This window comes from Massilia sp. CMS3.1 (assembly GCF_051262535.1).
GTDB lineage: Bacteria > Pseudomonadota > Gammaproteobacteria > Burkholderiales > Burkholderiaceae_D > Telluria.
Genome location: NZ_JBIMES010000001.1, coordinates 792,163 through 815,363, shown reverse-complemented (window position 1 = coordinate 815,363; position 23,201 = coordinate 792,163). Strand labels below are relative to the sequence as shown.

General features: G+C 66.0%; 19 protein-coding genes. 13 read left to right on the top strand and 6 right to left on the bottom strand.

Going from position 1 to position 23,201, the window contains the following annotated elements:
- Both ACHAC9_RS03635 and ACHAC9_RS03630 read left to right on the top strand, forming a co-directional pair.
- A partial coding sequence (locus ACHAC9_RS03635; RefSeq protein ID WP_435757213.1) for a hypothetical protein occupies window positions 1–272 on the top strand: 272 nt, incomplete at its 5' end.
- Between the two features lie 76 nt (window positions 273–348).
- Window positions 349–1,083, top strand: a complete 735-nt coding sequence (locus ACHAC9_RS03630) for a helix-turn-helix transcriptional regulator (protein ID WP_435757211.1) — start codon at window positions 349–351, stop codon at window positions 1,081–1,083.
- Here ACHAC9_RS03630 and ACHAC9_RS03625 read toward each other — a convergent pair.
- Window positions 1,058–1,273 carry a hypothetical protein gene (locus ACHAC9_RS03625; RefSeq protein ID WP_435757246.1) on the bottom strand — a complete coding sequence of 72 codons (216 nt, stop codon included), beginning with the start codon at window positions 1,271–1,273 and terminating at the stop codon, window positions 1,058–1,060. The two genes, ACHAC9_RS03630 and ACHAC9_RS03625, sit on opposite strands and share 26 nt — an antisense overlap.
- 211 nt (window positions 1,274–1,484) lie before the next feature.
- Here ACHAC9_RS03625 and ACHAC9_RS03620 point away from each other — a divergent pair, with 211 nt between their 5' ends.
- Window positions 1,485–2,096, top strand: a complete 612-nt coding sequence (locus ACHAC9_RS03620; protein ID WP_435757209.1) for an acyl-homoserine-lactone synthase — start codon at window positions 1,485–1,487, stop codon at window positions 2,094–2,096.
- A gap of 30 nt (window positions 2,097–2,126) precedes the next feature.
- On the opposite strand, the gene ACHAC9_RS03615 is transcribed toward ACHAC9_RS03620, so the two are convergent.
- Both ACHAC9_RS03615 and ACHAC9_RS03610 read right to left on the bottom strand, forming a co-directional pair.
- On the bottom strand, window positions 2,127–2,669 hold the full coding sequence (locus ACHAC9_RS03615; protein ID WP_435757207.1) for a GNAT family N-acetyltransferase: 543 nt from the start codon (window positions 2,667–2,669) through the stop codon (window positions 2,127–2,129).
- The gene (locus ACHAC9_RS03610; protein WP_435757205.1) at window positions 2,666–4,726 is read right to left on the bottom strand and encodes a prolyl oligopeptidase family serine peptidase; all 2,061 of its coding nucleotides are present in this window, start codon (window positions 4,724–4,726) and stop codon (window positions 2,666–2,668) included. Before ACHAC9_RS03610 ends, ACHAC9_RS03615 begins: the two co-directional genes overlap by 4 nt.
- Window positions 4,727–4,813: 87 nt before the next feature.
- Between ACHAC9_RS03610 and ACHAC9_RS03605 the strand changes: the two genes are divergently transcribed.
- From ACHAC9_RS03605 to recD, 4 genes are all read left to right on the top strand, one after another.
- Complete coding sequence (locus ACHAC9_RS03605) at window positions 4,814–7,840, top strand: CHASE domain-containing protein (protein WP_435757203.1); 3,027 nt, start codon at window positions 4,814–4,816, stop codon at window positions 7,838–7,840.
- Between the two features lie 75 nt (window positions 7,841–7,915).
- Complete coding sequence (recC, locus tag ACHAC9_RS03600) at window positions 7,916–11,335, top strand: exodeoxyribonuclease V subunit gamma (protein ID WP_435757201.1); 3,420 nt, start codon at window positions 7,916–7,918, stop codon at window positions 11,333–11,335.
- Window positions 11,332–14,976 (top strand): exodeoxyribonuclease V subunit beta, encoded by a 3,645-nt coding sequence (gene recB, locus ACHAC9_RS03595; RefSeq protein ID WP_435757199.1) that lies wholly within the window; start codon window positions 11,332–11,334, stop codon window positions 14,974–14,976. The genes recC and recB overlap by 4 nt, the downstream gene beginning before the upstream one ends.
- Entirely contained in the window at window positions 14,973–16,922 is a 1,950-nt protein-coding gene (gene recD / locus ACHAC9_RS03590; protein WP_435757197.1) for an exodeoxyribonuclease V subunit alpha, read from the top strand. The genes recB and recD overlap by 4 nt, the downstream gene beginning before the upstream one ends.
- Before the next feature lie 58 nt (window positions 16,923–16,980).
- Here recD and ACHAC9_RS03585 read toward each other — a convergent pair whose 3' ends face one another.
- The 3 genes from ACHAC9_RS03585 to ACHAC9_RS03575 form a co-directional block, all read right to left on the bottom strand.
- Window positions 16,981–17,244 carry a hypothetical protein gene (locus ACHAC9_RS03585; protein WP_435757195.1) on the bottom strand — a complete coding sequence of 88 codons (264 nt, stop codon included), beginning with the start codon at window positions 17,242–17,244 and terminating at the stop codon, window positions 16,981–16,983.
- A 139-nt stretch (window positions 17,245–17,383) separates the two neighbouring features.
- Window positions 17,384–18,382, bottom strand: coding sequence for a serine hydrolase (locus ACHAC9_RS03580; protein WP_435757193.1), 999 nt, complete (start codon window positions 18,380–18,382; stop codon window positions 17,384–17,386).
- A 220-nt stretch (window positions 18,383–18,602) separates the two neighbouring features.
- Window positions 18,603–19,619, bottom strand: a complete 1,017-nt coding sequence (locus tag ACHAC9_RS03575; protein WP_435757192.1) for a sulfate ABC transporter substrate-binding protein — start codon at window positions 19,617–19,619, stop codon at window positions 18,603–18,605.
- 224 nt (window positions 19,620–19,843) lie between these two features.
- On the opposite strand from ACHAC9_RS03575, the gene ACHAC9_RS03570 reads away from it, so the two are divergent.
- The 6 genes from ACHAC9_RS03570 to ACHAC9_RS03545 all read left to right on the top strand — a co-directional run bounded on the left by ACHAC9_RS03570 (window position 19,844) and on the right by ACHAC9_RS03545 (window position 23,197).
- A complete protein-coding gene (locus ACHAC9_RS03570; protein WP_435757190.1) occupies window positions 19,844–20,368 on the top strand; it encodes a GNAT family N-acetyltransferase in 525 nt (174 codons plus the stop codon).
- Window positions 20,369–20,452: 84 nt separating this feature from the next.
- Window positions 20,453–21,094: a YcbK family protein gene (locus tag ACHAC9_RS03565; protein WP_435757188.1), complete on the top strand. Its 642-nt coding sequence runs from the start codon at window positions 20,453–20,455 to the stop codon at window positions 21,092–21,094.
- Between the two features lie 100 nt (window positions 21,095–21,194).
- Window positions 21,195–21,485: a DUF378 domain-containing protein gene (locus ACHAC9_RS03560; RefSeq protein ID WP_435757186.1), complete on the top strand. Its 291-nt coding sequence runs from the start codon at window positions 21,195–21,197 to the stop codon at window positions 21,483–21,485.
- Window positions 21,486–21,557: 72 nt separating this feature from the next.
- Window positions 21,558–21,776, top strand: coding sequence for a metallophosphoesterase family protein (locus ACHAC9_RS03555; protein ID WP_435757184.1), 219 nt, complete (start codon window positions 21,558–21,560; stop codon window positions 21,774–21,776).
- Between the two features lie 127 nt (window positions 21,777–21,903).
- On the top strand, window positions 21,904–22,311 hold the full coding sequence (locus ACHAC9_RS03550) for a hypothetical protein (protein ID WP_435757182.1): 408 nt from the start codon (window positions 21,904–21,906) through the stop codon (window positions 22,309–22,311).
- A gap of 76 nt (window positions 22,312–22,387) precedes the next feature.
- On the top strand, window positions 22,388–23,197 hold the full coding sequence (locus ACHAC9_RS03545) for a cystine ABC transporter substrate-binding protein (protein ID WP_435757180.1): 810 nt from the start codon (window positions 22,388–22,390) through the stop codon (window positions 23,195–23,197).
- Window positions 23,198–23,201 lie beyond the last annotated feature (4 nt).

Sequence of the window (23,201 nt, the reverse complement as noted above, 5' to 3'; positions counted from 1 at the left end):
CTGAAACTGAAACTGAAACTGAAACTGAAACTGAAACTGAAACTGAAACTGAAACTGAAACTGTTAACGGGAAACATGAAACGATACGCTTGTGCCGTATCAAGTCAAGCTTGACAGCACGAATAAATATTGCGTCCAGGAATTTTAATTCGGCAGCGGAGGAGGGTACAGGAAATTTTCTTTCCGCAGCGCACGAGTCGTTTGGGAATGTTTTTGGGACGTTGTGCAAATACTACAAAAAACATAAACACAAATTTTGTAAATATTGGTAATATTTCTAGTATGAATTCTTTATTTGCAGCATGCCAATAGCATAATCATTCCAACAAAATTAAACGAGCGAGCACTATGATTGAAACTGCACAGCTGGTGCAGCTGATGGATTCGAAAGACGCTGCGTCCTGGCGTCGGTCGCTGCTCGACCTCGCGAACTCACTCGGTTTCGAGCAAGTGATGTACGCAGTGGTTCATTCACGGCACGCTCAGTATGAGAATGCTTTCGTACAGAGTAATTATTCTACGGAGTGGCGCGACCGCTACGATGCGGAGCGATTCGCCTACGTCGATCCGACGGTCGGCCATTGCCTGATCAGTACCTTGCCGATTGTCTGGGAGCCCAACGCATTCAGCACGCAAGGCGGACGTGCCTTGTATGAAGAAGCCTGTGGCTATGGCATGCGTTCCGGCGTGACCTTGCCGATCCACGGTCCGAACGGCGAAGTGGGGTTGCTCAGCCTGGCTTCTGATGCGGCACCCGGAGAAAATTTCACGCACGACATTGCGCATTGCATGGCCAATCTCACGCTGATACGCGACTATGCATTCGCTTCGTCGGTCCCGTTTGTACACCAGGGCGGGGGCGAACCTGTGCCGCGCCTGACCCGGCGCGAGCTGGAGGTGCTCAACTGGGTCATGGCGGGCAAGTCTTCATGGGAAATTTCGATGATCAACCGTTGTTCTGAAGCGACCATCAACTTCCACCTGGCCAACGTGCGCCTGAAATTCAACGTCAACACACGTCAGCAGGCAGTCGTCAAGGCAATCGCGCTGGGTCTGCTCAACCCTGAAGATCGCCATCGTTGAGCTTGCCGTTGACGTAGAGCTTCAACAGGATCGCCACCGGCGCCGGGATGGCCAAACCTGTCTCGAAACGGCTCCCGCTCGACTGAGTGACCCCGAAGCGTCCCCAAAATTTTTCCTGACTCTCACGTTTACTGATGCGGAACTGACGCAGGTCGGTATGCGGCGGCCGCACTGGCACCGGCATCGGCATCGGGACGTAGGCGCCTGGTCGGGCGAGCATGGATTCGCTGGCGAAATCGTTTGGCATAGCCGGTCTCCTGTTTGAACGAGTGAAAAACTCAGTATTCCACCGTGTCACTTCCCCGCCACCTAGCAGACTTGCTAGTACCGCCCCTGCCCAAATTGCATGATTCTTCATGCCTGTCGCATATGTTTTTTCATCAACAACCAGGGAGAACGACATGGCACTGCAAATCAACATCGCAGCACGGCGCGAGTTCCAGTCTCACGATCTGAGGGAGATGCATACCCTCCGCGCAAAAGTGTTCCAGGGCCGACTCGGCTGGGAAGTGCCGGTATTGTCGGGGATGGAGATCGACGGCTACGACGCACTCGAACCGCACTATATGATGATGCGAGAGCCGAATGCGGGCATCCTGCGCGGCTGCTGGCGCCTGTTGCCGACCGACGGCCCCTATATGCTGAAAGATTCGTTCCCGCAATTACTGCATGGGCAGGCTGCCCCTTGCGACGAACACATTTGGGAACTGTCGCGTTTTGCCATCGAGACCGGCGGCAGCGGCCAGTTTGGCTTCTCCGAAATCACGATGGAGTCGTTTGCGGCGATCACCCGCTATGGGTACGAGCACGGCATCGAGCGCTATGTGACGGTGACCACGACCGCAATCGAGCGATTGCTGCGCCGTGCCGGCATCGTCACCGAGCGCCTCGGACCGCCGCTGGTGATCGGGGTCGAGACGGCGGTGGCCTTGTATGTCGATATTGATGCGAGCTATCCGGCCGTTGTCCGATACGGAGCCGGCAAGCAACGGGGCTATGGTTTGCCACAGTAGAGGTGTGGTGACGTGAGCGCCAGGTGCCCCTCAGTTGTGCAAGTCCAGCTGCATCGTCTGCTCCATCCGGTGCGATCCCGGGCGCTGCAGCTGCGGCTGGCCGATGGCGCGAAACCCGGCGCGTTCATACAAGCGCCGGGCCGCGTCATTTCCGCACACCACACCGAGCGCCATCGCCCGCGCACCCCTGGCACGCGCCCAATCGAGCGCCGCGTCGAGCAGCGCCGCCGCCACGCCCTTGCCCCGTGCCTCAGGCGCGACCCACATCTGGAACAGATTGACCCGGGAGGGATCGTACGCGTCGACCTTGGCCCAGGCCATGCCCGCGGCGGCGGCGCCGAGGACCGCCACCAGCGGCCGGTCGCGACCGGAGGTGACGCCCAGGTTCAGGAGCCAGGCCCAGTCATTGTCGGTGCGCTTCTCTGCTTCGCCCAGCGTGCTGCAGAAGGCCTCGGGTGCATTGAGCAGCGCACGCAAGCGCAGCGCGCGGTACAGCGGCCACTCGTGGGCCTCCAGGATACGCACCTGCGCTGCGGCCCCCACGCCTGCGTCTTCTGCATGGGGCAAGGTCATGTCAGTTGCCCGCGCAGGAAGGAATAGGTCAGCGCCCACATGCGCGCCTGTTGCGTGTTGTTCGCCGCGCCGGCGTGGCCGCCCTCCGTGTTTTCCCAGTACAGCACAGCGTGGCCCTGCGTTTCCATCAGTGCCGCCATCTTGCGTGCGTGGCCGGGATGCACGCGGTCGTCGCGGGTGGAGGTTGTGAACAGGACTGTCGGATAGTGCTTGTCCTTGAAGACGTTCTGGTAGGGCGAATATTTGCCGATGAATTCCCACTGCGCCGGGTCGTCAGGGTCGCCGTACTCGCCCATCCACGAGGCGCCCGCGAGCAGCTTGTGATAACGCCGCATGTCGAGCAGGGGCACCTGGCACACGACCGCGTTGAACAGGTCGGGACGCTGGGTGAGGGCGGCGCCCACCAGCAGGCCGCCATTGCTGCCGCCCATGATGCCGAGGTGGCGCGGGCTCGTCACCTTGCGTTCGATGAGGTCTTTTGCCACCGCCAGGAAGTCGTCGAACGCTCTCTGGCGGTGTTCCTTCAGCGCCGCCTGGTGCCAGCGCGGACCGAATTCGCCGCCGCCGCGGATATTCGCCAGTACATACACGCCCCCGTGCTCCAGCCATCCCGCGCCGATCATGCCGCTGTACGCGGGCGTCAAGGACACCTCGAAGCCGCCGTAGCCATACAGGACGGTCGGGTTCTTGCCATCGAGTTTCGCACGGCGATCCTTGACGACGAAATACGGGACCATCGTCCCGTCCTTCGATGTCGCCTCGAACTGAGACACAGTGTACGGTTGCGGGTCGAACCAGCCTGGCATCGATTTCAGGCGCTCGCGCGCATCGCTGCCCGCGTGGCCGAGATACAGGGTCGTGGGCGTCAGGAAATCGGTCACGCTGAGAAAATAATCGTCCGATTCGATCTCGTCCAGGACCGCGACGCCAAGCGTGCCGATGCCGGGCGTGGCGACGTCGCGCCGCTGCCACAGGCCGTGGGCGTGGCGCAGCTCGACCAGGCGGTTCTTCACCTTGTCGAGCACCTTCAAGAGCAGGGCATTGCGGGTGACGGCCACGCCGTCCAGCGAGCTCGTCGGGGTGGGCGTGAACAGCGCCTGGAAATCGCGTTCGCCGCGCATGAAGCGAGCGAAATCGATGGCCAGCAGGCTGCCCTGCGGCCAGGTGCGTCCACCCGCGCGCCAGTCCGAGCGCAGTTCGACCAGCAGCACGTCGCGCACGGCGAACGCATTCGCATCGTCCGGTTTGTCGATTTTTATCAGCCGTCCCCCCTCGCGCAGGAACAGTTCGCTGCTGTAGAAGCCGATCTGGCGCGTGACGAATTCGCGCTCGAAACCGGGCGTCAGGTCGCGCCTGGCCGAGGCCGAGAGGTCGTCCGCACCCGCTTCGAACACGGGGCGCGCATCTTTCAAAGGCGTGCCGCGTTTCCACTCCTTGACGATGCGCGGGTAGCCGGACGCCGTCATCGAGCCGGTCCCGAAATCGGTGGCGACAAAGAGCGTGTCCTGGTCGATCCACGCGACGCTGCCTTTGGACTCCGGGAGACTGAATCCGTCCGCCACGAAAGCACGCGCGTCGAGATCGAATTCGCGCACCACGTCGGCGTCGCCCCCGCCGCGCGAGAGCGACACCAGGCAGCGCGTGCCGCGCGGCTCGAGGCAGTTGGCACCGGCCCAGACCCAGTTTTCGTGCTCGGTCCGTGCCAGTGCATCGAGGTCGATCACGGTTTCCCAGTTAGGCGCATCCTTGCGATATTCGCCCAAGGTGGTGCGGCGCCAGATACCGCGCTCGTGCGCCGCGTCGCGCCAGAAGTTGTACAGGTAGTGGCCATGCTTGCTGACATACGGGATGCGTTCCTTCGCGTCGAGGATGCCTTGCAGGCGCGCGCGCAGAGCGTCGTGCGCGGGTCCGCCCAGGGCCTGCTCCGACACCGCATTGTGTGCGCGCACCCAGTCCAGCGAGGAATCGCCGCCGACGTCTTCCAGCCATGCATGGGGATCGACCGGCGCGCCGGGCGCCGTCGATCCGGAGATGTCCTTCGGTGCCGCTTTTTGCATCTGTTTTCCTCGCTGCCGGGTGCCCCGTGGCGATCCGATAGCGTATATTAGCAACAATCTTTTATCACCTGAGGCTCGCACACATCGATGGCCCTGTCGATTACCCGCAGCATAGGCGCAGCCGCCGGCGCGCGCGGCACCATGCGCGTCGTGCTGTGGGGCGCCGGCCTGTGGCTGGCGCTGCTGGTGGGAGCAATGCTGCACATGGCCGCCTCGCGGGCGGTCGAGGAGGAAGCGCGGCGCCGGTTCGAGAACCGGGCCCGCGCCACCCAGGAGCGCCTGGCCGGCGCCATCAAGTCGTACACCGATGTCACGCGTGCGCTGGTGTCGCTGTTCGCGGCCGGCGACAGTCCGGTCACGCGGCTGCAGTTCCACCGCTACGTCACCACGCTCGACTTGCGTCGCAACTATCCGGCGATCGACGCCGTGACCTACACCCAGGCCGTGAGCGAGGCGCAGCGCGATGCCTTCGAGGCGCAGGTACGCGCCGACCTCAGTCTCGATCCGGACGGCTATCCCGGTTTCATGATCTTCCCGGCCGGCCGGCGTCCCAGCTACCAGGTACTGACCTTTATTGAGCCGCCGTCCATGATGGCCGGGAAGCATGGCTTCGATATCAGCGCCAACCCGGGCCCGGCCGCCGCGATGGCGCGTGCCCGCGACCTTGGAGGCATCAGCGCTTCGGGCCACCCGGTGCAGGTGCAGATGCCGACACCGCATATTGCACTGAGCATACGCGCCCCCGTCTACCGGGGCGGGACGATGCCTGCCACGGTTGCCGGACGCCGCGCCGCCTACCTGGGCGGTGTCGGCGTCTCGTTCTCGGTGCCGGGCCTGGTCGAGGGGGCGCTCGGCGCACAAACGCAGGACCCGATGTCGCTGGCGCTGTTTGCCGCTGGCCCCGGCAAGGGCGCCGCGCCCCTTGTCGTGGGTTCAAACGACCGCCTGGTGTACGGCGACGGCGCCGTGCGCACCCGCGTGGTCGACGATGCCGCCAACTTCCGCGCGGTGCTGCCGGTCGACTTCAACGGGAGCCTGTGGCAGGCCCATTTCAGCGCCCCCAAAGAGGCGATGTTCCTGTCCTTCGACAAGCGCTTGCCGTACGTCGCGCTGTTGACCGGTTTCGCGGCCACGCTCCTCGTCTACAGCCTGTTCCTGTCGCTGTACTGGTCGCGCCGCGTCGCCATCGAGCACCGCACCCTGCTCGACACGGTGCTCGACAACCTCGACGCCTTTGTCTTCATGAAAGACCGCGACCGGCGCTTTCGCTATGTGAACGCGAAGATGGCGCTGGCGCTGGGCCAGGGTGCCGAGCGCATCGTCGGGCGCCTCGACCGCGACGTCATGCCGGCCGGGCTGGCCGACGCCGCCTGGGAGCGCGAGCGCGTCGTGTTCGACGGCACGCGCCGCGCCAGCCAGGTCGAGATCAACCTGCCCGACGGCGCGCCACGCCAGTTGTGGGAGGTGACGGTGCCCTTGCGCCTCGATGGCGACGTCGGCAGCGTGCTGTGCGTGGCCACCGACGTCACCGAACTGCACCAGTTGAAAGCGGCCGCCGACGCCGCCAACCAGGCGAAAAGCGACTTCCTGTCGAACATGAGCCATGAGATCCGCACCCCGATGAACAGCATCATCGGCATGACCCATCTGGCGCTGAAATCGGCCATTGAGCCCAAATTGCGCGACTACCTGGAAAAGATCTACCACTCGGGCCAGCACCTGATGGGGATCATCAACCATATCCTCGACTTTTCCAAGATCGAGGCCGGCCGGCTCGAGCTCGAGCTGCTCGACTTCAGGCTCGACGCGCTGATGCACAACCTCGAGACCCAGCTCGGCGAGGCGGCCGAGGCAAGGGGACTGCGCCTTGCATTCGACATCGCGCCCGAACTCGCGCACCCCCTGCGCGGCGACCCGCTGCGCCTGGAACAGGTGCTGCTCAATTTCGTCGGCAATGCCATCAAGTTTTCCGAGCACGGCGAGGTGGCCGTGCGCGCACGGGCGCTGCGCGCCCATGGCACCGATACCCTGGTGCGTTTCGACGTCGAGGACCATGGCATCGGCATCGAGCCGGCCGAGGTGGCGCAGCTGTTCACGCCCTTCCACCAGGCCGATCCTTCGACCACGCGGCGCTATGGTGGCACGGGCCTGGGCCTGGTGATCAGCAAGCAGCTGGCCGGGCTGATGGGCGGCGACGTCGGGGTCGAGAGCGAGCCGGGACGCGGCAGCATCTTCTGGTTCACCGCACGCCTGGGGCCGGGCGCCGGGCAGGGCGCGTGCCCGCCGCGCAAGGCGGCCCCGGCTCCCGCGGCGAGCGGCCAGCGCCTTGACGGGGCCCGCATCCTGCTGGTCGAAGACAACGTCTTCAGCCAGCAGGTGGGGCGCGAACTGCTGGAAAACGTCGGCGCGCTTGTCGTCGCCGCCGGCAACGGCAGCGAAGCGCTCGACCTGATGCGCCACCAGCGTTTCGACTGCGTGCTGATGGACGTCCAGATGCCGGTCATGGACGGCTTCGAGGCCACCCGCCGCATCCGCGCCGACACTGTGTTGCGCGATGCAGTCGTGATCGCGATGACGGCCAACGCCGGAGTCGAAGACCAGGCGCGCTGCATGGCGGCCGGCATGGACGAATTCCTGACCAAGCCGGTCGCGCCCGAGCACCTCGCGGCCACCATTGCGCGCGCGACCGGGCGCCTCCGGGCGCCTGCGACCGCCCCCGCCGCGTCGACCCCGGCCGCAGCGCGCGCGCGCGCCGCGGCACCATTGCTCGACACCGCCGTGCTCGCTGCTACCTTCGGCGCGGACCCCGGCAAGATGCGCAAGTTCGCCTTCATGTTCCTCGACAGCGCGCGCGAGGGCCTGGCCGACGTCGACATTGCACTGGCATCGGACGACCCGGCACGCGCCGGCGCCGTTGCGCACCGGCTCAAGTCGTCCGCCCGCGCGGTGGGGGCCATCGGCTTCGCGGAACTCTGTGCCGAGCTCGAACGCCAGCACGAGCGCGCGGACCAGGCCCAGGCAAAAGCCCTGGGTGCACGTCTGCGCAGCATCTTTGCCCGGCTCGAACACCAGGTCGCAGCGGAACTTGGCGCGCGCGCCACGGATGGCGGTTGAGACCCTCGCGCCTTTCACCGCGCCGGTAAAGAGAGTATCCTGTTGCGCCTGAGCTCCCCCAATCCACCACTCCCGATGTCCTCGACGATCACCCCCGGCCTCTTGATTTTGCACGGCAACCAGATGGAATTGCTGCGCGAAGCCGTTTTCAACTGGCTGCGCGGGCATCCGCTCGGACCCCTGGAGCAGGAAACCATCCTGGTGCAGTCGAACGGTTTTGCCGAATGGCTGAAAATCGCGCTGGCCGAGGAACTCGGGGTGTGCGCGGCCACGCGCGTGGCGCTGCCGGCGCGCTTCCTGTGGGAAGCCTACCGCGCCATGCTGGGACGCGAACGGGTGCCGGCCCGCTCGCCCTTCGACCGCGACCCGCTGACCTGGCGCCTGATGCGCCTGCTGCCGGCGCTGTTGAAGGAGCCGGTGTTCGCGCCGCTCACGCACTTTCTCGGCGACGGTTGCCCGGAGCGGCGCCTGCAGCTGGCCGAACGCCTGGCGGACCTGTTCGACCAGTACCAGGTCTACCGCGCCGACTGGCTGACCGACTGGGAAATCGGGCGCGACCAGTTGCGCCGCCCAAACGGCGATCCGCTGCCCCTGGCGCCCGACCAGTGCTGGCAGGCGCGTCTCTGGCGCGCCGTGCACGAGAGCGTGCCGCCGATGCAGCGCGGCAGCGGCCGCGCCGCGATCCATGAGGTGTTCGTGGCAAAAATCCTGTCCGGCGATGCGCCGGCCGGGCGCCTGCCGCGCCGCGTGGTGCTGTTCGGGATGTCGGCCCTGCCATACCAGACGCTGCAGGCGATCGCCGCGTTGTCGCGCCACACGCAGGTGCTGCTGGCCGTGCCGAACCCCTGCCAGTTCTATTGGGGCGACATCATCGAGGGGCGCGAACTGTTGAAGGCTGCGCACAAGCGCCAGCCGGCGAGGGGCGGCGTCGACCTGGCGAGCTTGCCGATTGAAGAATTGCACGCGCACAGCCATCCGCTGCTTGCCAGCTGGGGGCGCCAGGGGCGCGATTTCGTGCGCATGCTGGATGAATTCGACAACGAAGCCGGCCGCCCCGAAACCGAGGGCATCACCAAACTGCGGGTCGATTTGTTCTCCGATGGCGACGGCGACACGCTGCTGCAACAGGTGCAGGCCGCCGTGCGCGACCTGCGGCCCCTGTCCGAGCACCCGCACGCGCCGCCCGGGCTTGACGACCGCTCGATCGAATTCCACGTCACCCACAGCACCCAGCGCGAGGTCGAGGCCCTGCACGACCAGGTGCTGTCCTGGTTCGCGCAGGATCCGACCCTGCGCCCGCGCGACATCGTCGTCATGGTACCCGATATCGACACCTTTTCGGCCGCGATCCACGCCGTGTTCGACCAGCACAAAAAAAGCGACCCGCGCCACATCCCGTTCGAGATCGGCGACACGCGCGACCGCAGCGTCAACCCCTTGCTGGTCGCGCTGGAATGGCTGCTGCGCCTGCCGCAGCAGCGTTGCCGTCAGAGCGAAATCCGCGACCTGCTCGACGTGCCGGCGGTGGCGGCGCGCTTTGGCTTGCATGAAGACGACCAGCATACGCTGGGCACCTGGATCGACGGCGCCGGCGTGCGCTGGGGCCTGGACCGCGAGCACCGCGCCGGCCTTGGCCTGGGCGCCGCGGGCGAACAGAATGCCTGGATCTTCGGCGTGCGGCGCATGCTGCTCGGTTATGCCAGCGGCGCCGGCGCGCGCTTCGGCGACATCGAGCCCTATGGCGAAGTCGGCGGGCTCGATGCCGCGCTGGCCGGCTCGCTGGCCCAGTTCGTCGAATGCCTGCTCGACTGGCGCGCGCGTCTGGCGCAAATGCGTACCCCGAGCGAATGGGGCGTGCAGGCCCGTGCGCTGCTGGCCTGCTTCTTCGATGGGCGCGAGGAGGGTGACCGCATCACGCTGGCCCAGCTGGGCGAAGCGCTCAATTGCTGGATCGAGATGACGGAAGCGGGCGGCTTCGACGAGCCGGTGCCCCTGGCCGTGCTGCGCGAAGCCTGGCTCGGCCAGATCGACCAGCCAACCCTGAACCACCAGTTCGTCTCCGGCGGCGTCACCTTCTGCACCCTGATGCCGATGCGCGCGGTGCCCTTCCGTGCCGTCTGCCTGCTCGGCATGAACGACGGCGACTTCCCGCGCCGCACGCCGCAAAACGATTTCGACCTGCTGTCCATGTCCGGCATGAGCCGTCCGGGCGACCGCTCGCGCCGCGACGACGACCGCTACCTGATGCTCGAAGCCTTGCTGGCCGCGCGCGACAAGCTGTACGTCAGCTGGGTCGGGCGCAACGTGCGCGACAACAGCGAGCAGCCGGCATCGGTGCTGGTGGCGCAGCTGCGCGACTACCTGCACGCCGGCTGGCACATCGACCTGTCCACGCTCACCGTCGAACACGCGCTGCAGCCCTTCAGCCGCCGCTATTTCGAGGAAGGCGGCTTGCTGACCTATGCGCGCGAATGGCGGGTAGCGCACGGTGCCCTGGCCGACGGCGCGCCCGACACCTTGCCTTCCTATGAACTGGAACCTGACTTTCGCCTGAAGCTGTCCGAACTGGCCAGCTTCCTGAAGCAGCCGGCGCGCTACTTCTTCCGGCGCCGCCTGGGCGTGGTGTTCAATGCGGCCGAGGTGATCGGCGAGGACGAAGAACCGTTCTCGCTCGATGCGCTCGACCGCTACTTCCTGGAAGACAGCCTGCTCGACGATGCCGGCAAGGTCGAGGAACTTGACGAGGTGCGCCAGATGCTGGGCGCGCGCGCCGAACGCCTGGCGCGCGAAGGCGTGCTGCCGATCGGCCTGGTGGGACAGCAGTGGCAGCAGCAGCTGGTCGACGGCCTGGTGCCGGTGCGTAGCGCCTGGCTCGCACTCGGCGCACGCTTCCCGCAAGCCGCGCCCAAACTGGCGATCAGCCTTATCCTGAACGGCGTGGTGCTGGAAGACTGGATCGACCGCCTGCGTACCGATGGCGACCAGACCGCCTGGCTGATGCAGATCTCGTCGAAAGTGCTGGACAAGGCGGGCGCCCCGCGGGGCGACAAATTGATTGCGCCCTGGCTGCGCCAGCTGGCCGCGAGCGCCGCGGGCGCGGGCGTGACGGGCTATCTCGTCGCGCGCGACGCGGTCGTGACGATGGCGCCGATCGAGCGCGAGGAGGCCCTCGGCGTGCTGGCCTATGTCGTCGGGCTCTGGCAGGGTAACCTCGACGCGCCGCTGCCCGTCGCGTGCAAGACGGCGCTGGCGCACCTGGCGGGCGCCGACGCGCGCACCGTGTACGACGGCGGCTACGAGCTCTCGGGCGAGGTCGAAAGCGAACCCTGCCTGGCGCGCCTGTGGCCCGAATTCGCGCTGCTGGTGGCCGCCGGCGGCTGGCCCGAGCTGGCCGAAGCCTTGTACGGGGGGCTGGCACACTGGATGGCCGAACAAATCCAGGTGAGGCCGCACGCGGGAGCGCAGGTGGGAGCGCATATGGGAGAGGCGGTATGAGCCAGCTGCTCGACGCCCTCACTTTCCCGCTGCACGGCTCGCGCCTGATCGAGGCCAGCGCCGGCACCGGCAAGACCTGGACCATTGCCGCGCTCTACCTGCGCCTGGTGCTTGGCCACGGTGGCGAGGCTGCGTTCGTGCGTCCGCTGCTGCCGTCGCAAATCCTGGTGATGACCTTTACCCGCGCCGCCACCCGCGAGCTGGCGAACCGCGTGCGCGAGCGCCTGGTCGGCGCCGCGGCCTATTTTCGCGGCGAGGGCGCGCAGGCCGATCCCTACCTGGAGGCGCTGGCCGGCAGTTATGCGCTTGACTCCGAACGCCAGGTCGCCGCGCACCGCCTGGTGCTGGCGGCCGAGACGATGGACGAAGCGGCGATCTTCACGATCGACGCCTGGTGCCAGCGCATGCTGCGCGAGCACGCGTTCGACAGCGGCAGCCTGTTCGACGAGGAACTGCTCTCCGACGAGCGGCCGCTGTTCGAAGACGCGGCCCACGATTACTGGCGCCAGCACGTCTACCCCCTGGACAGCGGCCTGCTTGGCGCGGTGCTCGCTTGCTGGCGCGACGTCGAAGCCCTGAAGACGGCGGTGCGCGACCTGGTGCATCGCACCGCCACGCTCGGCATGCCTGAACCCGAACCCTTGGCAAACCTGGTCGCGCGCGTGCAGCGCAGCCAGCAGGCCGCGCTCGCGCGGCTCAAAGAAGGGTGGTTTGAGCGCGCCAACGAGATGGAGCGCTGGATTGCCGGGCATCGCGAGCGGACCCCGAAAGCCTTCAACGGCAACAAGATGCGGGTCGATTCGGTGCCCAAATGGTTCGAGGCGCTGCGCGCCTGGGCTCAAGACAGTGCGCTGGTCGAGCCCGACATGAACGAGACCGCGTGGAAGCGCCTGACGCCGCACGGCCTCCAGGACGCCTTCGGCAAGGATTTCCAGGCCGTGGTGCCGGACTGTTTCAACTGCACCGAAGACTTGCGCGCGCAACTGTCGACGATCGAACCGCTCGCGCACGCGCTGCTGCGCCATGCGGCCGGCCACATCGCGCGGCGCATGGCCGAACTCAAGACGCGCAACCGCCAGTTCGGCTTCGCCGACATGCTGACACGCTTGAAGGATGCGCTCGAGGGTAGCAACGGCGAGGCATTGCGGGCACGCATCGTGACCCAGTTCCCGGTCGCGCTGATCGACGAATTCCAGGACACCTCGCCCGACCAGTACGCGATCTTCAACCTGCTGTACCCGGTGGCCGCGAACGACCCGGGCCAAGGCCTGTTCCTGATCGGCGACCCGAAGCAGTCGATCTATGGTTTTCGCGGCGCCGACATCCACAGTTACCTGGACGCGCGGCGCGCCACCGAGGGCCGGCACTACCAGCTCGGCACCAACTTCCGCTCGACCCGGGCGCTGGTCGAGGCCGTCAACCAGCTGTTCCGCCACGCCGAAGGTGACAAGCAGCATCCGGGCCACGCGGCCGGCGCCTTCCGCTTCCGGCGCGGCGAGGTCAATCCGCTGCCCTTCGAACCGGTGCGGGCGGCGGGACGGCGCGCGGAACTGGTCGGCGTCGACGGCCCCTACCAGGCGCTGGCGCTGTGCGCCACCGGGCGCGACGACATGAAAATGGAAGAATACCGCGCCTTCTTTGCCCATCACTGCGCCGAGCACATCGTCACGCTGCTGAACGACGCGAAGGTCGGTTTCGCCGAAGACGGACCGAATGGGCGTGAGTTCAAGCGCCTGATGCCGGCCGATATCGCCATCCTGGTGCGCGACCGCAGGGAAGCGGCCGCGATCCGCCAGGCCCTGGCGCGGCGCAGGATCGCCAGCGTCTACCTGTCGGACAAGGATTCCGTGATCGAGAGCGAGGAAGCGGCCGACGTCCTGCGCTGGCTGTACGCGGTCGCCAGTCCCCTCGACGGTGGCCTGGCGCGCGCGGCGCTGGCCACGCGCACGGCCGGGCTGCCTTTGTCCGAACTGGCCAGGCTTTCGGGTGACGAAACGGTCTGGGAAGAGCGGGTCGAGCAGCTCAAAGCCCTGCACCTGACCTGGCAGCGCCAGGGCGTACTGGCGATGCTGCGCCGCTTCATCCACGAACTCGGCCTGCCGGCGCGCCTGCTGCGCGAGCCGGGCGGCGAGCGCAGGCTCACCAACTTGCTGCACCTGGCCGAACTGCTGCAGGAAGCCAGTACCCAGCTCGATGGCGAGCAGGCATTGATCCGCTGGTTCGCCGAGCAGATCGAGGGTCTGGGCGAGGGCGGCGACGAGCGCGTGCTGCGCCTGGAAAGCGACGCCGAACTGGTCAAGGTCATCACCGTGCACAAGTCGAAGGGCCTGGAATACCCGCTGGTCTACCTGCCGTTCGCCGTCACCGCGCGCAAGACCGATAAACGCAACCGCAGCTTCTTCGAGTACGTGCACGAAGACGGCGGGCGGCGCATCGACCTGGCGCTGTCGGACGAGGCGGCCGAGGCGGTCGACCGGGCGCGCCTGGAAGAAGACCTGCGCCTCTTGTACGTGGCGCTCACGCGTGCGCGCCACTTCCTGTGGCTGGGCGTGGCGGCGGTGTCGAGCAGGAAGAAGGGCGAGAACCGCCTGCACGAATCGGCACTCGGCTACCTGCTCAGCGGCGGCGCACCGGTGCCTGCCAGCGGCCTGGACGAGCACCTGGGGCGCCTGCGGGGCGACTGCGCCGGCATCGCCCTGCATGCGCTCGACCCGCAGGATGGCTGCACCATGCTGGACCGGATCGAGGAACGCGCGGCCCTGATCGAGGCCGCGCCCTTCGAGGCCGACTTCGAGCGCAACTGGTCGGTCGGTTCGTTTACCTCGATCACGCGCCACACGACGGCGCCGCCGATGCGCGCGGCCGAGGAGACCCTGCTGGAGGATGAACAACCGGCGCCCGCGCTGCGCGTCGAGGACGCGCCCTGGCACCGCTTCCCGCGCGGTTCGGTGCCGGGCAACTTCCTGCACGAGCAGCTCGAATGGATCGGGCAGGAAGGCTTCGACACCATCTCCGACCCGAACTTCGATGCGCGCCTGGCGCAACGCGTCGAGCGCGCCGGCTGGGGTCACCGTCTGGAGGACACGCTCGCCTGGCTGCGCACCGTGGTCGCCACGCGTCTGCCGCCGATCGGTGCCAGCCTCTCCCAGATCACGAATACGCTGCCGGAGATGGAATTCTGGTTTCCGAGCGAGGGCCTGGACCTGGGCGAACTCGATCGCCTGTGCCGCCGGCGCCTGCTGGGGAAAACCACGCGCCCGCTCCTGGCCGAACGCGCCCTGCACGGCATGCTCAAGGGCTTCGCCGACCTGGTGTTCGAACACGAGGGCAAATACTGGGTGCTCGACTACAAGTCGAACGCGCTCGGCCCGAACGACGCCGCCTACACCCGGCGCGCGATGGAAGAGGGGATGGCCGGCCACCGCTACGACATCCAGGGCGCGATCTACATGCTGGCGCTGCACCGCCTGCTCAAGAGCCGCCTTGGCGATGCATACGATCCGGCGCACCAGCTGGGCGGCGCCGTGTTCCTGTTCCTGCGCGGGATCGCCAACACCTCGACGCATGGCTGCTGCCTGATCGAGCCAAGCGTCGAACTGCTCGATGACCTCGACATACTACTCGCCAGGGATGACGCATGAAGCATGACGCCAAGGCCGCCCGCGCCACCATCTCCCCAGCCTCACTTTGGGAAGAATCGGCGCGCCTGCTCGAGGCGGGCGAACTGCGCCGCTTGTCCCACGCCTTTGCCCGCTTCGTCGATTCCCTCGGCCCGGCGGCTCCGCCCGTGCTGCTGGCCGCGCTGGTGCTGTCCGAACTCGAGGGCCGCGGCCATAGTTGCCTGCAAATGGACGACCTGGCGCGCGATCCTGCGGGCCTGCTCGGCTGGACCAAAGAACAGTGGCAGGCGCTGGCCGGCACCGTCGCGCCGCTCCCGAAGAATGCGAAAGCCTGGGCCGCGCAGCTGGCCGCCTGCGAGCAGGTGTGGCAGGTGGGCGAGTTCGACTTCGGTGCGCCACTGGTGTTCGACGGCGAGCGCCTCTACCTGCGCCGCTACTGGCGCGACGAGACCCTGGTCGCCCACAGCATCCGCGCGCGCGCCGCCGCCACGCACCCGGTCGATGCACATCAGGCGCGTACCTGGCTCGACCTGCTGTTCTCGTCCCAGCGCACCGAGCAAAAGCCCGACTGGCAAAAGCTCGCCTGCGCCGTCGCGCTGCGCGGGTCGGTCGCGATCATCACAGGCGGCCCCGGCACCGGCAAGACCTATACGGTGGCGCGCCTGCTGGCCCTGCTGTTCGCCGTCGCACCAGGCGCGGCCCAGCAGCGCATCGCGCTGGCCGCGCCGACCGGCAAGGCTGCGGCGCGCCTGAAGCAGTCGATCGACAAGGCCTTGACGGATCTCGCCGAGCGCGTCGGCGAAGCGCTGCCGCTGCGCGAACTGACCGCCCGCATGGGCGCCGCGCGCACCCTGCACAGCCTGCTCGGCGCGCGTCCGGACACCCGTTCCTTTGCCCACCACGCCGGCAATCCGCTCGATGTCGACGTGCTGATCGTCGATGAGGCGTCGATGGTGCACCTGGAGATGATGGCCAGCCTGCTGGACGCGCTGCCGCCCGGCGCGACCCTGATCCTGCTGGGCGACAAGGATCAATTGGCCTCGGTCGAGGCGGGCGCCGTGCTGGGCGACCTGTGCCACGACGCCCAGGCCGGCGGCTACAGCCAGGAAACGGCCGACTACGTGTTCGAGGCCAGCGGCGAAGAACTGCCGCCCGAATACCTCGGCACTGCGGGGCCTCTCGCCCAGCAAACCGTCATGCTGCGCCACAGCCGCCGCTTCGGCGGCCCGATCGGGCAGCTGGCGCTGGCCGTGAATGCGGGCGACGCCGAATCGGCCGAAGCCGTGCTGCGCGGCGGGGGCGAGGGCGCGCTGCGCTGGATCGAGGGTGCGCACCAGCACCAGGTCGTCAGCCTGGCCCTGGCCGGCTACCAGCCCTACCTGGAACTGCTGCGCACCGGACCGGATGGCGCGCATGAAGACTGGGTACGCGCCGTGCTGCAACGCTTCGAGGCTTTTCGCATCCTGTGCGCGGTGCGCGAGGGGGAGTGGGGTCTGGCGGGCCTGAACACGGCGATCGAGGCGAGCCTGCAGACGGCCGGCCTGCTGCGCCGGTCGAGTGAATGGTATGTCGGGCGCCCGGTGATGGTGACCCGCAACGACTACGGCACCCGCGTTTTCAACGGCGACATCGGCCTGACGCTGGGCGACCCGGCCCGTGCCGGCTCATTGCGTGTCTACTTTCTAGAGGGCGACGAAGTACGCAGCGTGCTGGCCACGCGCCTGCGCAGCGTCGAGACGGCGTACGCGATGACGGTGCATAAATCGCAGGGTTCGGAATTCCGCCACACGGTGCTGGTGCTGCCTGAAGACCGCCACGGCATCCTCACGCGCGAGCTGGTCTACACCGGCATCACGCGCGCCAGTCTCGAATTTACGCTGGTGACGCCGAATGGGTCGGTGCTGGCCGAAGCGGTGGCCAGAAGAACGCACCGCGCGAGTGGCTTGCGCAATCTGATTGAGCGCTAGGGTGGGCCGGGCCACGAAAGGCAGTTGTGCCCACCCTACGAAAAGCACGGTACCGGCCTTAGCCGGCCAGCCCTTTGCGCAGCACCTCATCGACCAGCTGGTTCATCTCGACGCCACGCTCTTTGGCCAGCGCCTGCAACTGCGCCACCAGCTCGCCATTCAGCTTGACCGCAAACGGCACCAGCCCGAGCGCGCGTTCGCGTTCGCGTTGCTCGCGGCGATCGACCGGGGCGGCGTCGCCGGCGCCGAACGATGCGGTGCGGGCGCCCATCTGGTTCATGATTTTCTTGGCATCGCTCTTGGCAAGGTCGGCTTTTTTCATTGATTGCTTTCACAGGTTGATTCGAACCGCATTCTACCCGCGATGCGTGTGCCGCAGCGCCGGCGAGCAACAACAAAAAAGGGATTGCCGCATCGCGGGAATCCCTTTTCGTCATGAACGGGCGCCAGGGCCCGTTGCATCAATTGCGGCGCTTGCGCACTACGACGACTTTCTTCTTGGTGGCGACCACCCGGGCCTTGCTGCGCACACCGGCTTTCGCCTTGACCTTCACGACACGCCCGCTCGCGGCCTTGATGCGCAGGCCGGAGCCGCTGGCCTTGATGCGCGGCGCGCTGCTTCCGGCCTTCATGATCCTGGCCGAGCGGGCCATGCGCGCCACCGGGGCTGCTTCGCCGGCGACGTAGCGGCGCACGTTCAGGGCGTCGAGGATGCGTACCGACGAGGCGCCGGCGTTGAGCAGCACCATGGTCGCCTTCTTGCCTGCCGTCGTGATGCTCATGATCAGGCAGCGGCCGGCTTCCTGGGTGTAGCCGGTTTTCGACAGGCCGATGTCCCAGCCATTGGCGCCGACCAGGCGGTTCGTGTTGCGGTACTCGACGCCGCGGCCGTTGATGTTGATGATGTTCTTGGCGTCCGTGGTCTGCTCGCTGATCTCCGGGTAGGCTGCGGCGGCGCGCGCCATTTTGACCAGGTCCGAGCCATTCGAACGGTTGTTCGGCGACAGGCCGGTCGGCTCTTCGATCATCGTGTTGTGCATGCCGAGCGAGGCGATCTTGCGGCGCACCGCTGCCTTGAAGGCGAGGAAACCGCCCGGATAGGTGCGGCCCAGCGCGGCGGCGGCGCGGTTGTCCGAGGACATCAGCGCCAGTTGCAGCACGTCGCGGCGCGGGATGCTGGCGCCGACCGGCACGCGCGAGGTGCTGTGCTTGAGGGTGTCGACGTCGCTGCGGTCGATTTCGATCAGCTCGTTCATGTCCTGCTTCGCATCGAGGATGACCATGGCGGTCATCAGCTTGGTGAGCGAAGCGATCGGGAGGACGGCGCTGGCATTCTTTTCCAGCAAAATCTTGCCGGTGTCATCTTCAACCACCAGTACCGATTGCGAACCGAAGGGCACCGCGATTGCGGCAGCAGACGAGATCGACAACAGGACGGCGGCGAACAGTTTTTTCATCATGGGTGTCGGTATAGGTGTCGGGTTGAGGCAAGGCGCCGGGGATGGCGCCGCATAATATTGCTTTAGGGCACACCGAAGTCATGGAAGATAGCACCCACATTTCTTCATGTCTATGGCGCACGAGCAAAAAGCGAACTCAACTGTGATTTTTCGTCACAAAAAAGGCCCTGCGTTGTCGCAGGGCCTTTATAGTGCTGCACATATTGCCAAGAAAGAACGCTTATTTCGACTGGTAGATCTTGTCGAATTCGCCGCCATCGTCGAAGTGCACTTTCTGGGCATTGCGCCAGCCGCCAAACAGTTCATCCACCGAGAACAGCGAGATCGGCTTGTAGTTCGCCGCGTGCTTTTTCATGACGGCTTCATTACGCACGCGCAGGTAATGTTTGGCGCCGATTTCCTGGCCGGCCGGCGTGTACAGGAAGTTCAGGTAAGCCGTTGCCTGCTTGCGCACGCCGCGGCGGTCGACCACTTTATCGACCACGGCCACCGGCGACTCAGCCAGGATCGACACGCTCGGGTAGACAACTTCGAAGTTGTCGCCGAATTCGGCGCGCACCATGCTCACTTCATTTTCGAACGTGACCAGGGCGTCGCCAATCTGGCGCTGGGTGAAGGTGGTGGTCGCGGCGCGCCCGCCGGCGTCCAGGATCGGCACGTTCTTGAAGATGCGGCCCACCAGCTCGCGCGCCTGGGCTTCGGTGCCACCCTTCTTTTTCAGCACCGAGCCCCAGGCCGCCAGATAGGTGTAGCGGCCGTTACCGGCGGTCTTCGGGTTCGGGATGATGACTTGCACGCCCGGCTTGGCCAGGTCGTCCCAGTTCTTGATTGCTTTCGGGTTGCCTTTACGGACCAGGAACACCATGGTCGAGTAATAGGGCGCCGCATTGTTCGGGAATTTTTTCGCCCAGTCTTTGACGACCAGGCCGCGGTCGGACAGCATGTCGATGTCGTTGGCCTGGTTCATCGTCACGACCGACGCTTCGAGGCCGTCGGCTACGGCGCGTGCCTGCTTGCTCGAGCCGCCGTGCGACTGCTTGATCGTCACGGTCTCGCCCGCGCTCTTTTTCCAGCTTTCGATGAAGGCCGGATTGATGTCCTTGTACAATTCGCGCGCCACGTCATAGGACACGTTGAGCAGCTCGGGCTCGGCGGCGCTTGCTGACAAAGGCAGCGCGGCGCCGACGGCGAGCGCGAGGACCCAGCGACGCAGGGGCAGGAAAGGAGTGCTTGGCATATTTTTCTCGCTTTTTCAATACAATGGAAACATCGTGCATGTTCTCTTTATTCACGGGAAAACGGAAGAATACTTTCGTCATATGCTTAGAAGCAGCGCGAGGTATGCATGGCCTCCGGCAAGCTCGGCGGCTTTCGGTGTATAGTCCGGACATTCGCCGGGAGCGTCAAAAGCGTGCTGCCGGGCAACAGAAACAGTATGACGAATCACTGGGTAAGAGGTTCATGGGTATCGATATTCGCAAAGCTGCACCGGCCGACGCCGTTTCCGCCTGCAATCTGCTGCGCCGCTCGATCGAGCAGGTGTGCGAGCCCGACCACCGTGGCCGTCCGGAGGTTCTCGACACCTGGCTGGCCAACAAGACGCCGGACAATGTCGCCGCCTGGTTCGCCTCTCCGACCAATCACGCCATCGTTGCCGAGCAGGGCGGGCAGTTGCTGGGCCTGGCCTTGCTGACCCAGGCCGGCAAGCTGGCCCTGTGTTATGTCGAGCCCGGCGCTTTGCGCGTCGGCGTCGGCCGCGCCCTGTTGGCGGCGGTCGAGGCACAGGCGCGCGAATGGAACATCCGCAAGCTTGCGCTGCACAGTCCCGCAAGCTGCGCCACCTTCTACGAGCGCCACGGCTACGCGAACGCCGGTCTCGAGAAGTCCTGCTTCGGACTCGAATGCAGCCTGATGTGGAAGCAGCTCGACGCCGATCCGCAGGACTTCGACGCCAAACGCAAGCGCTTCTGTAACTGCAGCGATTAAGAGCGTCTAACAAACCACTCAGACACATCTTTTGTGCGCGAACACCTTAGGCTATAGTACGGCCTTCGCAAAGATGAGTACTTTATGGCTTCCCGCAGAGATTTTCTTCAGCACGGCATGCGCCTGTCCGCCCTCGGCGCACTTGGCCCGACCATCATTGGCCAGGCCCAGGCCGCGCCGCAAGCCGCACCCGCCGACCTGACGCCCCCTCCCGACCTGTTCGACGCCCAGTTGCTCGACCTCGATTTCTGGGTCAAGCCGCGCACGCTGTCCGTGACGCGCCCGGCCAGCGGCGAGCGCGCCAAGCTGTTGTACTGGAAAGATGGCGAAGTCATCGACTCCGCCTACCAGGAACTGTGCCACCTGCTGCGCGACGTCAACGGCCGTGAAACCGCGCCGATCGACCCCAAGCTGTTCGAGATGCTGTGGGGCACCCAGGCCTTCATCGCCCGCTACGGCCTTGAGCAGCCGCTCGAGATCCTGTCCGGCTACCGCACCCCGGCCTCGAACGCGCGCCTGCTCGAACAGGGCATCCCGGCCGCGCGCAAGTCGCTGCACATGTCGGGCAAGGCGGCCGATATCCGCATTTCCAGCCTGAGCGAGGAAGTCCTCGGCGGCCTGATCCGCAGCTTCCGCCAAGGCGGTGTCGGCTATTACTATCGCTCCGGCCCACGCGGCGGCTGGATCCACGCCGATACCGGCCTGAACCGGACCTGGAAAGGTTGATGCGGGCGCCCCAACTGCGTAAGTTTTTGCTATCGTGAGATCTGCGCCGGCAATGAGCACATTGCCGTTTCTTTCGATGGGGAACGCGAAGGAGAACCTTATGGCAACGATGAACGCACCGACGATGGATCGCCGCACCGGCCCCGAGCGCCGCAGCATCATGCGCGAGGGCCGTTCGGCCATGTCGGCATTCGACTACCTGGCGATGGCCCTCTTGATCATCGGCGGCCTGAACTGGGCGCTGGTCGGCTTGTTCGAAGTCGACATGGTCGCCACCATTTTCGGACCCGGCAGCCCGGTGTCGCGCCTGATCTACGTGCTGGTGGGCCTGGCCGCGCTGTACTCGATCTATACAACGGCGAAAATGGCCGGGGCGAAGCGCCATCAGTAAGAATGTGTTGAGCAACACGGCGGCGACATCGGCAACGCGGCCATCCTCGCGCGCCTGGAAGAAATCGCCCCCTTGACAGTCGTGCGCGGGAATAATGACCGCGAGGCTTGGGCGCGCGCCATTCCCGTCAGCGCCAAGCTGCAGGTCGGACCGGTCGTGCTGTACGCGATCCACGACTTGAAGGACATCGAGATCGCGCCAGCCGCCGCCGGCATACGCGTCGTCGTGTCGGGCCACTCGCACCGGCCGGCCTGCGCCGTTTTACCTTGCCCATCACCGCGGCCGAACTGATCATCGAGGGCGAAAGCCTGCGTCCGCGTATCGTCACCCTGGTTGACCCCGGAGCGGCGCGCACGCCATGTACGCGCACCCCGAAATGCCGTAGGATGTCTCCCTTTGCCGTTGATCTTTTACCCTGATGACCGCTCCCCTCGATACACCGCCACGCTTCCGTCCCCGTCCCTGGATCCACCTCGAAACGCCGCAAGACGTCGAACTCTGGATCGCGGAGCACGACCAGGCGATGCAGGACCTGATCAAGCCGCAGGAAACCGGCTACGGCATCTGCTTTACGCTCGCCGTTGGCGGTAATATCTACATGCAGACCCTGGAAGACGCCATCGTGCTCGACGTCGACGATGACGCGGCCTGGATCGCGCCGCTGATCGTGGCCGCCACCGGCGCCGAGATGCCGCGCGGCGCCTACTGGCTGCTGCCGGCCGACAAGCTGATCCAGCTGGTCATCGGCTTGTCGAACCTGGTCGCCAGCACGACCATGGTGGTCGGCCACCGTTTCGGTTCGCGCGGCCGCATGCATATCGGCTGAACGCAGTTCCCTCGCCCGGCGGCGCACTTTTCGGTTATAAAAGCAACATCGGCTTTTTTAACGGAGAGCAACTCAGATGCGACCGCTTCCACTTTCTGCGCGCCGCCGTGCCGCCACATTCGGCGCCATCCTGCTGACCCTCGGCTGCGCCTTGCCCGCCGCCGCGGCCGACCTGCTCGATACGGCCAGGGCGCGCGGCACCCTGCGCATCGCGATGGAAGGGACCTACCCGCCGTTCAACTTCAAAGAGGCGAAGACCGGGCAGCTGATCGGCTACGACGTCGATGTCGCGAAAGCGCTTGCCGCCAAACTCGGCCTCACGCCCGAATTCGTGACCACCGAGTGGTCGGCAATCCTGGCGGGCCTGGCCGCCGGCAAGTACGATGTCATCGTCAGCCAGGTCGGCATCACGCCAAAACGCCAGCAGGCCTTCGACTTTTCCCAGCCCTATACCTATTCCTCGCCCCAGCTCATCGTGCGCCGCAACGAGGGCGCGACCTACAAGAAGCTCGACGACCTGAAGGGCAAGACGCTGGGCGTCGGGCAGGGCAGCGTGTTCGAGCAGCAGGCCAAGGCCGTGCCCGGGATCGAGGTGAAGAGCTACCCGGCCACGCCCGAGAACCTGCAGGACCTCGCGTTCGGCCGCATCGACGCGGCCTTGAACGACAGCCTGATGGTGTCCTACCTGCTGAAGCAATCGCAGTTGCCGATCAAGGCCGGTGCGCGCGTCGGCGCGGTCGAACGCATGGGCATCCCGTTCCGCAAGGGCAGTCCGAAGTTCAAGGCGGCCGTCGACAAGGCCCTGGGCGAGCTGCAGGCTGAAGGCAGCTTGAAGGCAATGTCAACCAGGTGGTTCGGCAGCGACGCTTCGCGTCCGGCTCCCTGAATCG

Bases quoted from the DNA above. Each gene is read 5' to 3' on its own strand.
- ACHAC9_RS03575 (WP_435757192.1), bottom strand. From the start codon at position 19,619: ATGCCAAGCACTCCTTTCCTGCCCCTGCGTCGCTGGGTCCTCGCGCTC.
- ACHAC9_RS03625 (WP_435757246.1), bottom strand. From the start codon at position 1,273: ATGCCGATGCCGGTGCCAGTGCGGCCGCCGCATACCGACCTGCGTCAG.
- ACHAC9_RS03585 (WP_435757195.1), bottom strand. From the start codon at position 17,244: ATGAAAAAAGCCGACCTTGCCAAGAGCGATGCCAAGAAAATCATGAAC.
- ACHAC9_RS03545 (WP_435757180.1), top strand. From the start codon at position 22,388: ATGCGACCGCTTCCACTTTCTGCGCGCCGCCGTGCCGCCACATTCGGC.
- ACHAC9_RS03610 (WP_435757205.1), bottom strand. From the start codon at position 4,726: ATGCAAAAAGCGGCACCGAAGGACATCTCCGGATCGACGGCGCCCGGC.
- recD (WP_435757197.1), top strand. From the start codon at position 14,973: ATGAAGCATGACGCCAAGGCCGCCCGCGCCACCATCTCCCCAGCCTCA.
- ACHAC9_RS03565 (WP_435757188.1), top strand. From the start codon at position 20,453: ATGGCTTCCCGCAGAGATTTTCTTCAGCACGGCATGCGCCTGTCCGCC.
- recC (WP_435757201.1), top strand. From the start codon at position 7,916: ATGTCCTCGACGATCACCCCCGGCCTCTTGATTTTGCACGGCAACCAG.
- ACHAC9_RS03570 (WP_435757190.1), top strand. From the start codon at position 19,844: ATGGGTATCGATATTCGCAAAGCTGCACCGGCCGACGCCGTTTCCGCC.
- ACHAC9_RS03630 (WP_435757211.1), top strand. From the start codon at position 349: ATGATTGAAACTGCACAGCTGGTGCAGCTGATGGATTCGAAAGACGCT.
- ACHAC9_RS03580 (WP_435757193.1), bottom strand. From the start codon at position 18,382: ATGATGAAAAAACTGTTCGCCGCCGTCCTGTTGTCGATCTCGTCTGCT.
- ACHAC9_RS03560 (WP_435757186.1), top strand. From the start codon at position 21,195: ATGGCAACGATGAACGCACCGACGATGGATCGCCGCACCGGCCCCGAG.
- ACHAC9_RS03550 (WP_435757182.1), top strand. From the start codon at position 21,904: ATGACCGCTCCCCTCGATACACCGCCACGCTTCCGTCCCCGTCCCTGG.
- ACHAC9_RS03615 (WP_435757207.1), bottom strand. From the start codon at position 2,669: ATGACCTTGCCCCATGCAGAAGACGCAGGCGTGGGGGCCGCAGCGCAG.
- ACHAC9_RS03620 (WP_435757209.1), top strand. From the start codon at position 1,485: ATGGCACTGCAAATCAACATCGCAGCACGGCGCGAGTTCCAGTCTCAC.
- ACHAC9_RS03605 (WP_435757203.1), top strand. From the start codon at position 4,814: ATGGCCCTGTCGATTACCCGCAGCATAGGCGCAGCCGCCGGCGCGCGC.
- recB (WP_435757199.1), top strand. From the start codon at position 11,332: ATGAGCCAGCTGCTCGACGCCCTCACTTTCCCGCTGCACGGCTCGCGC.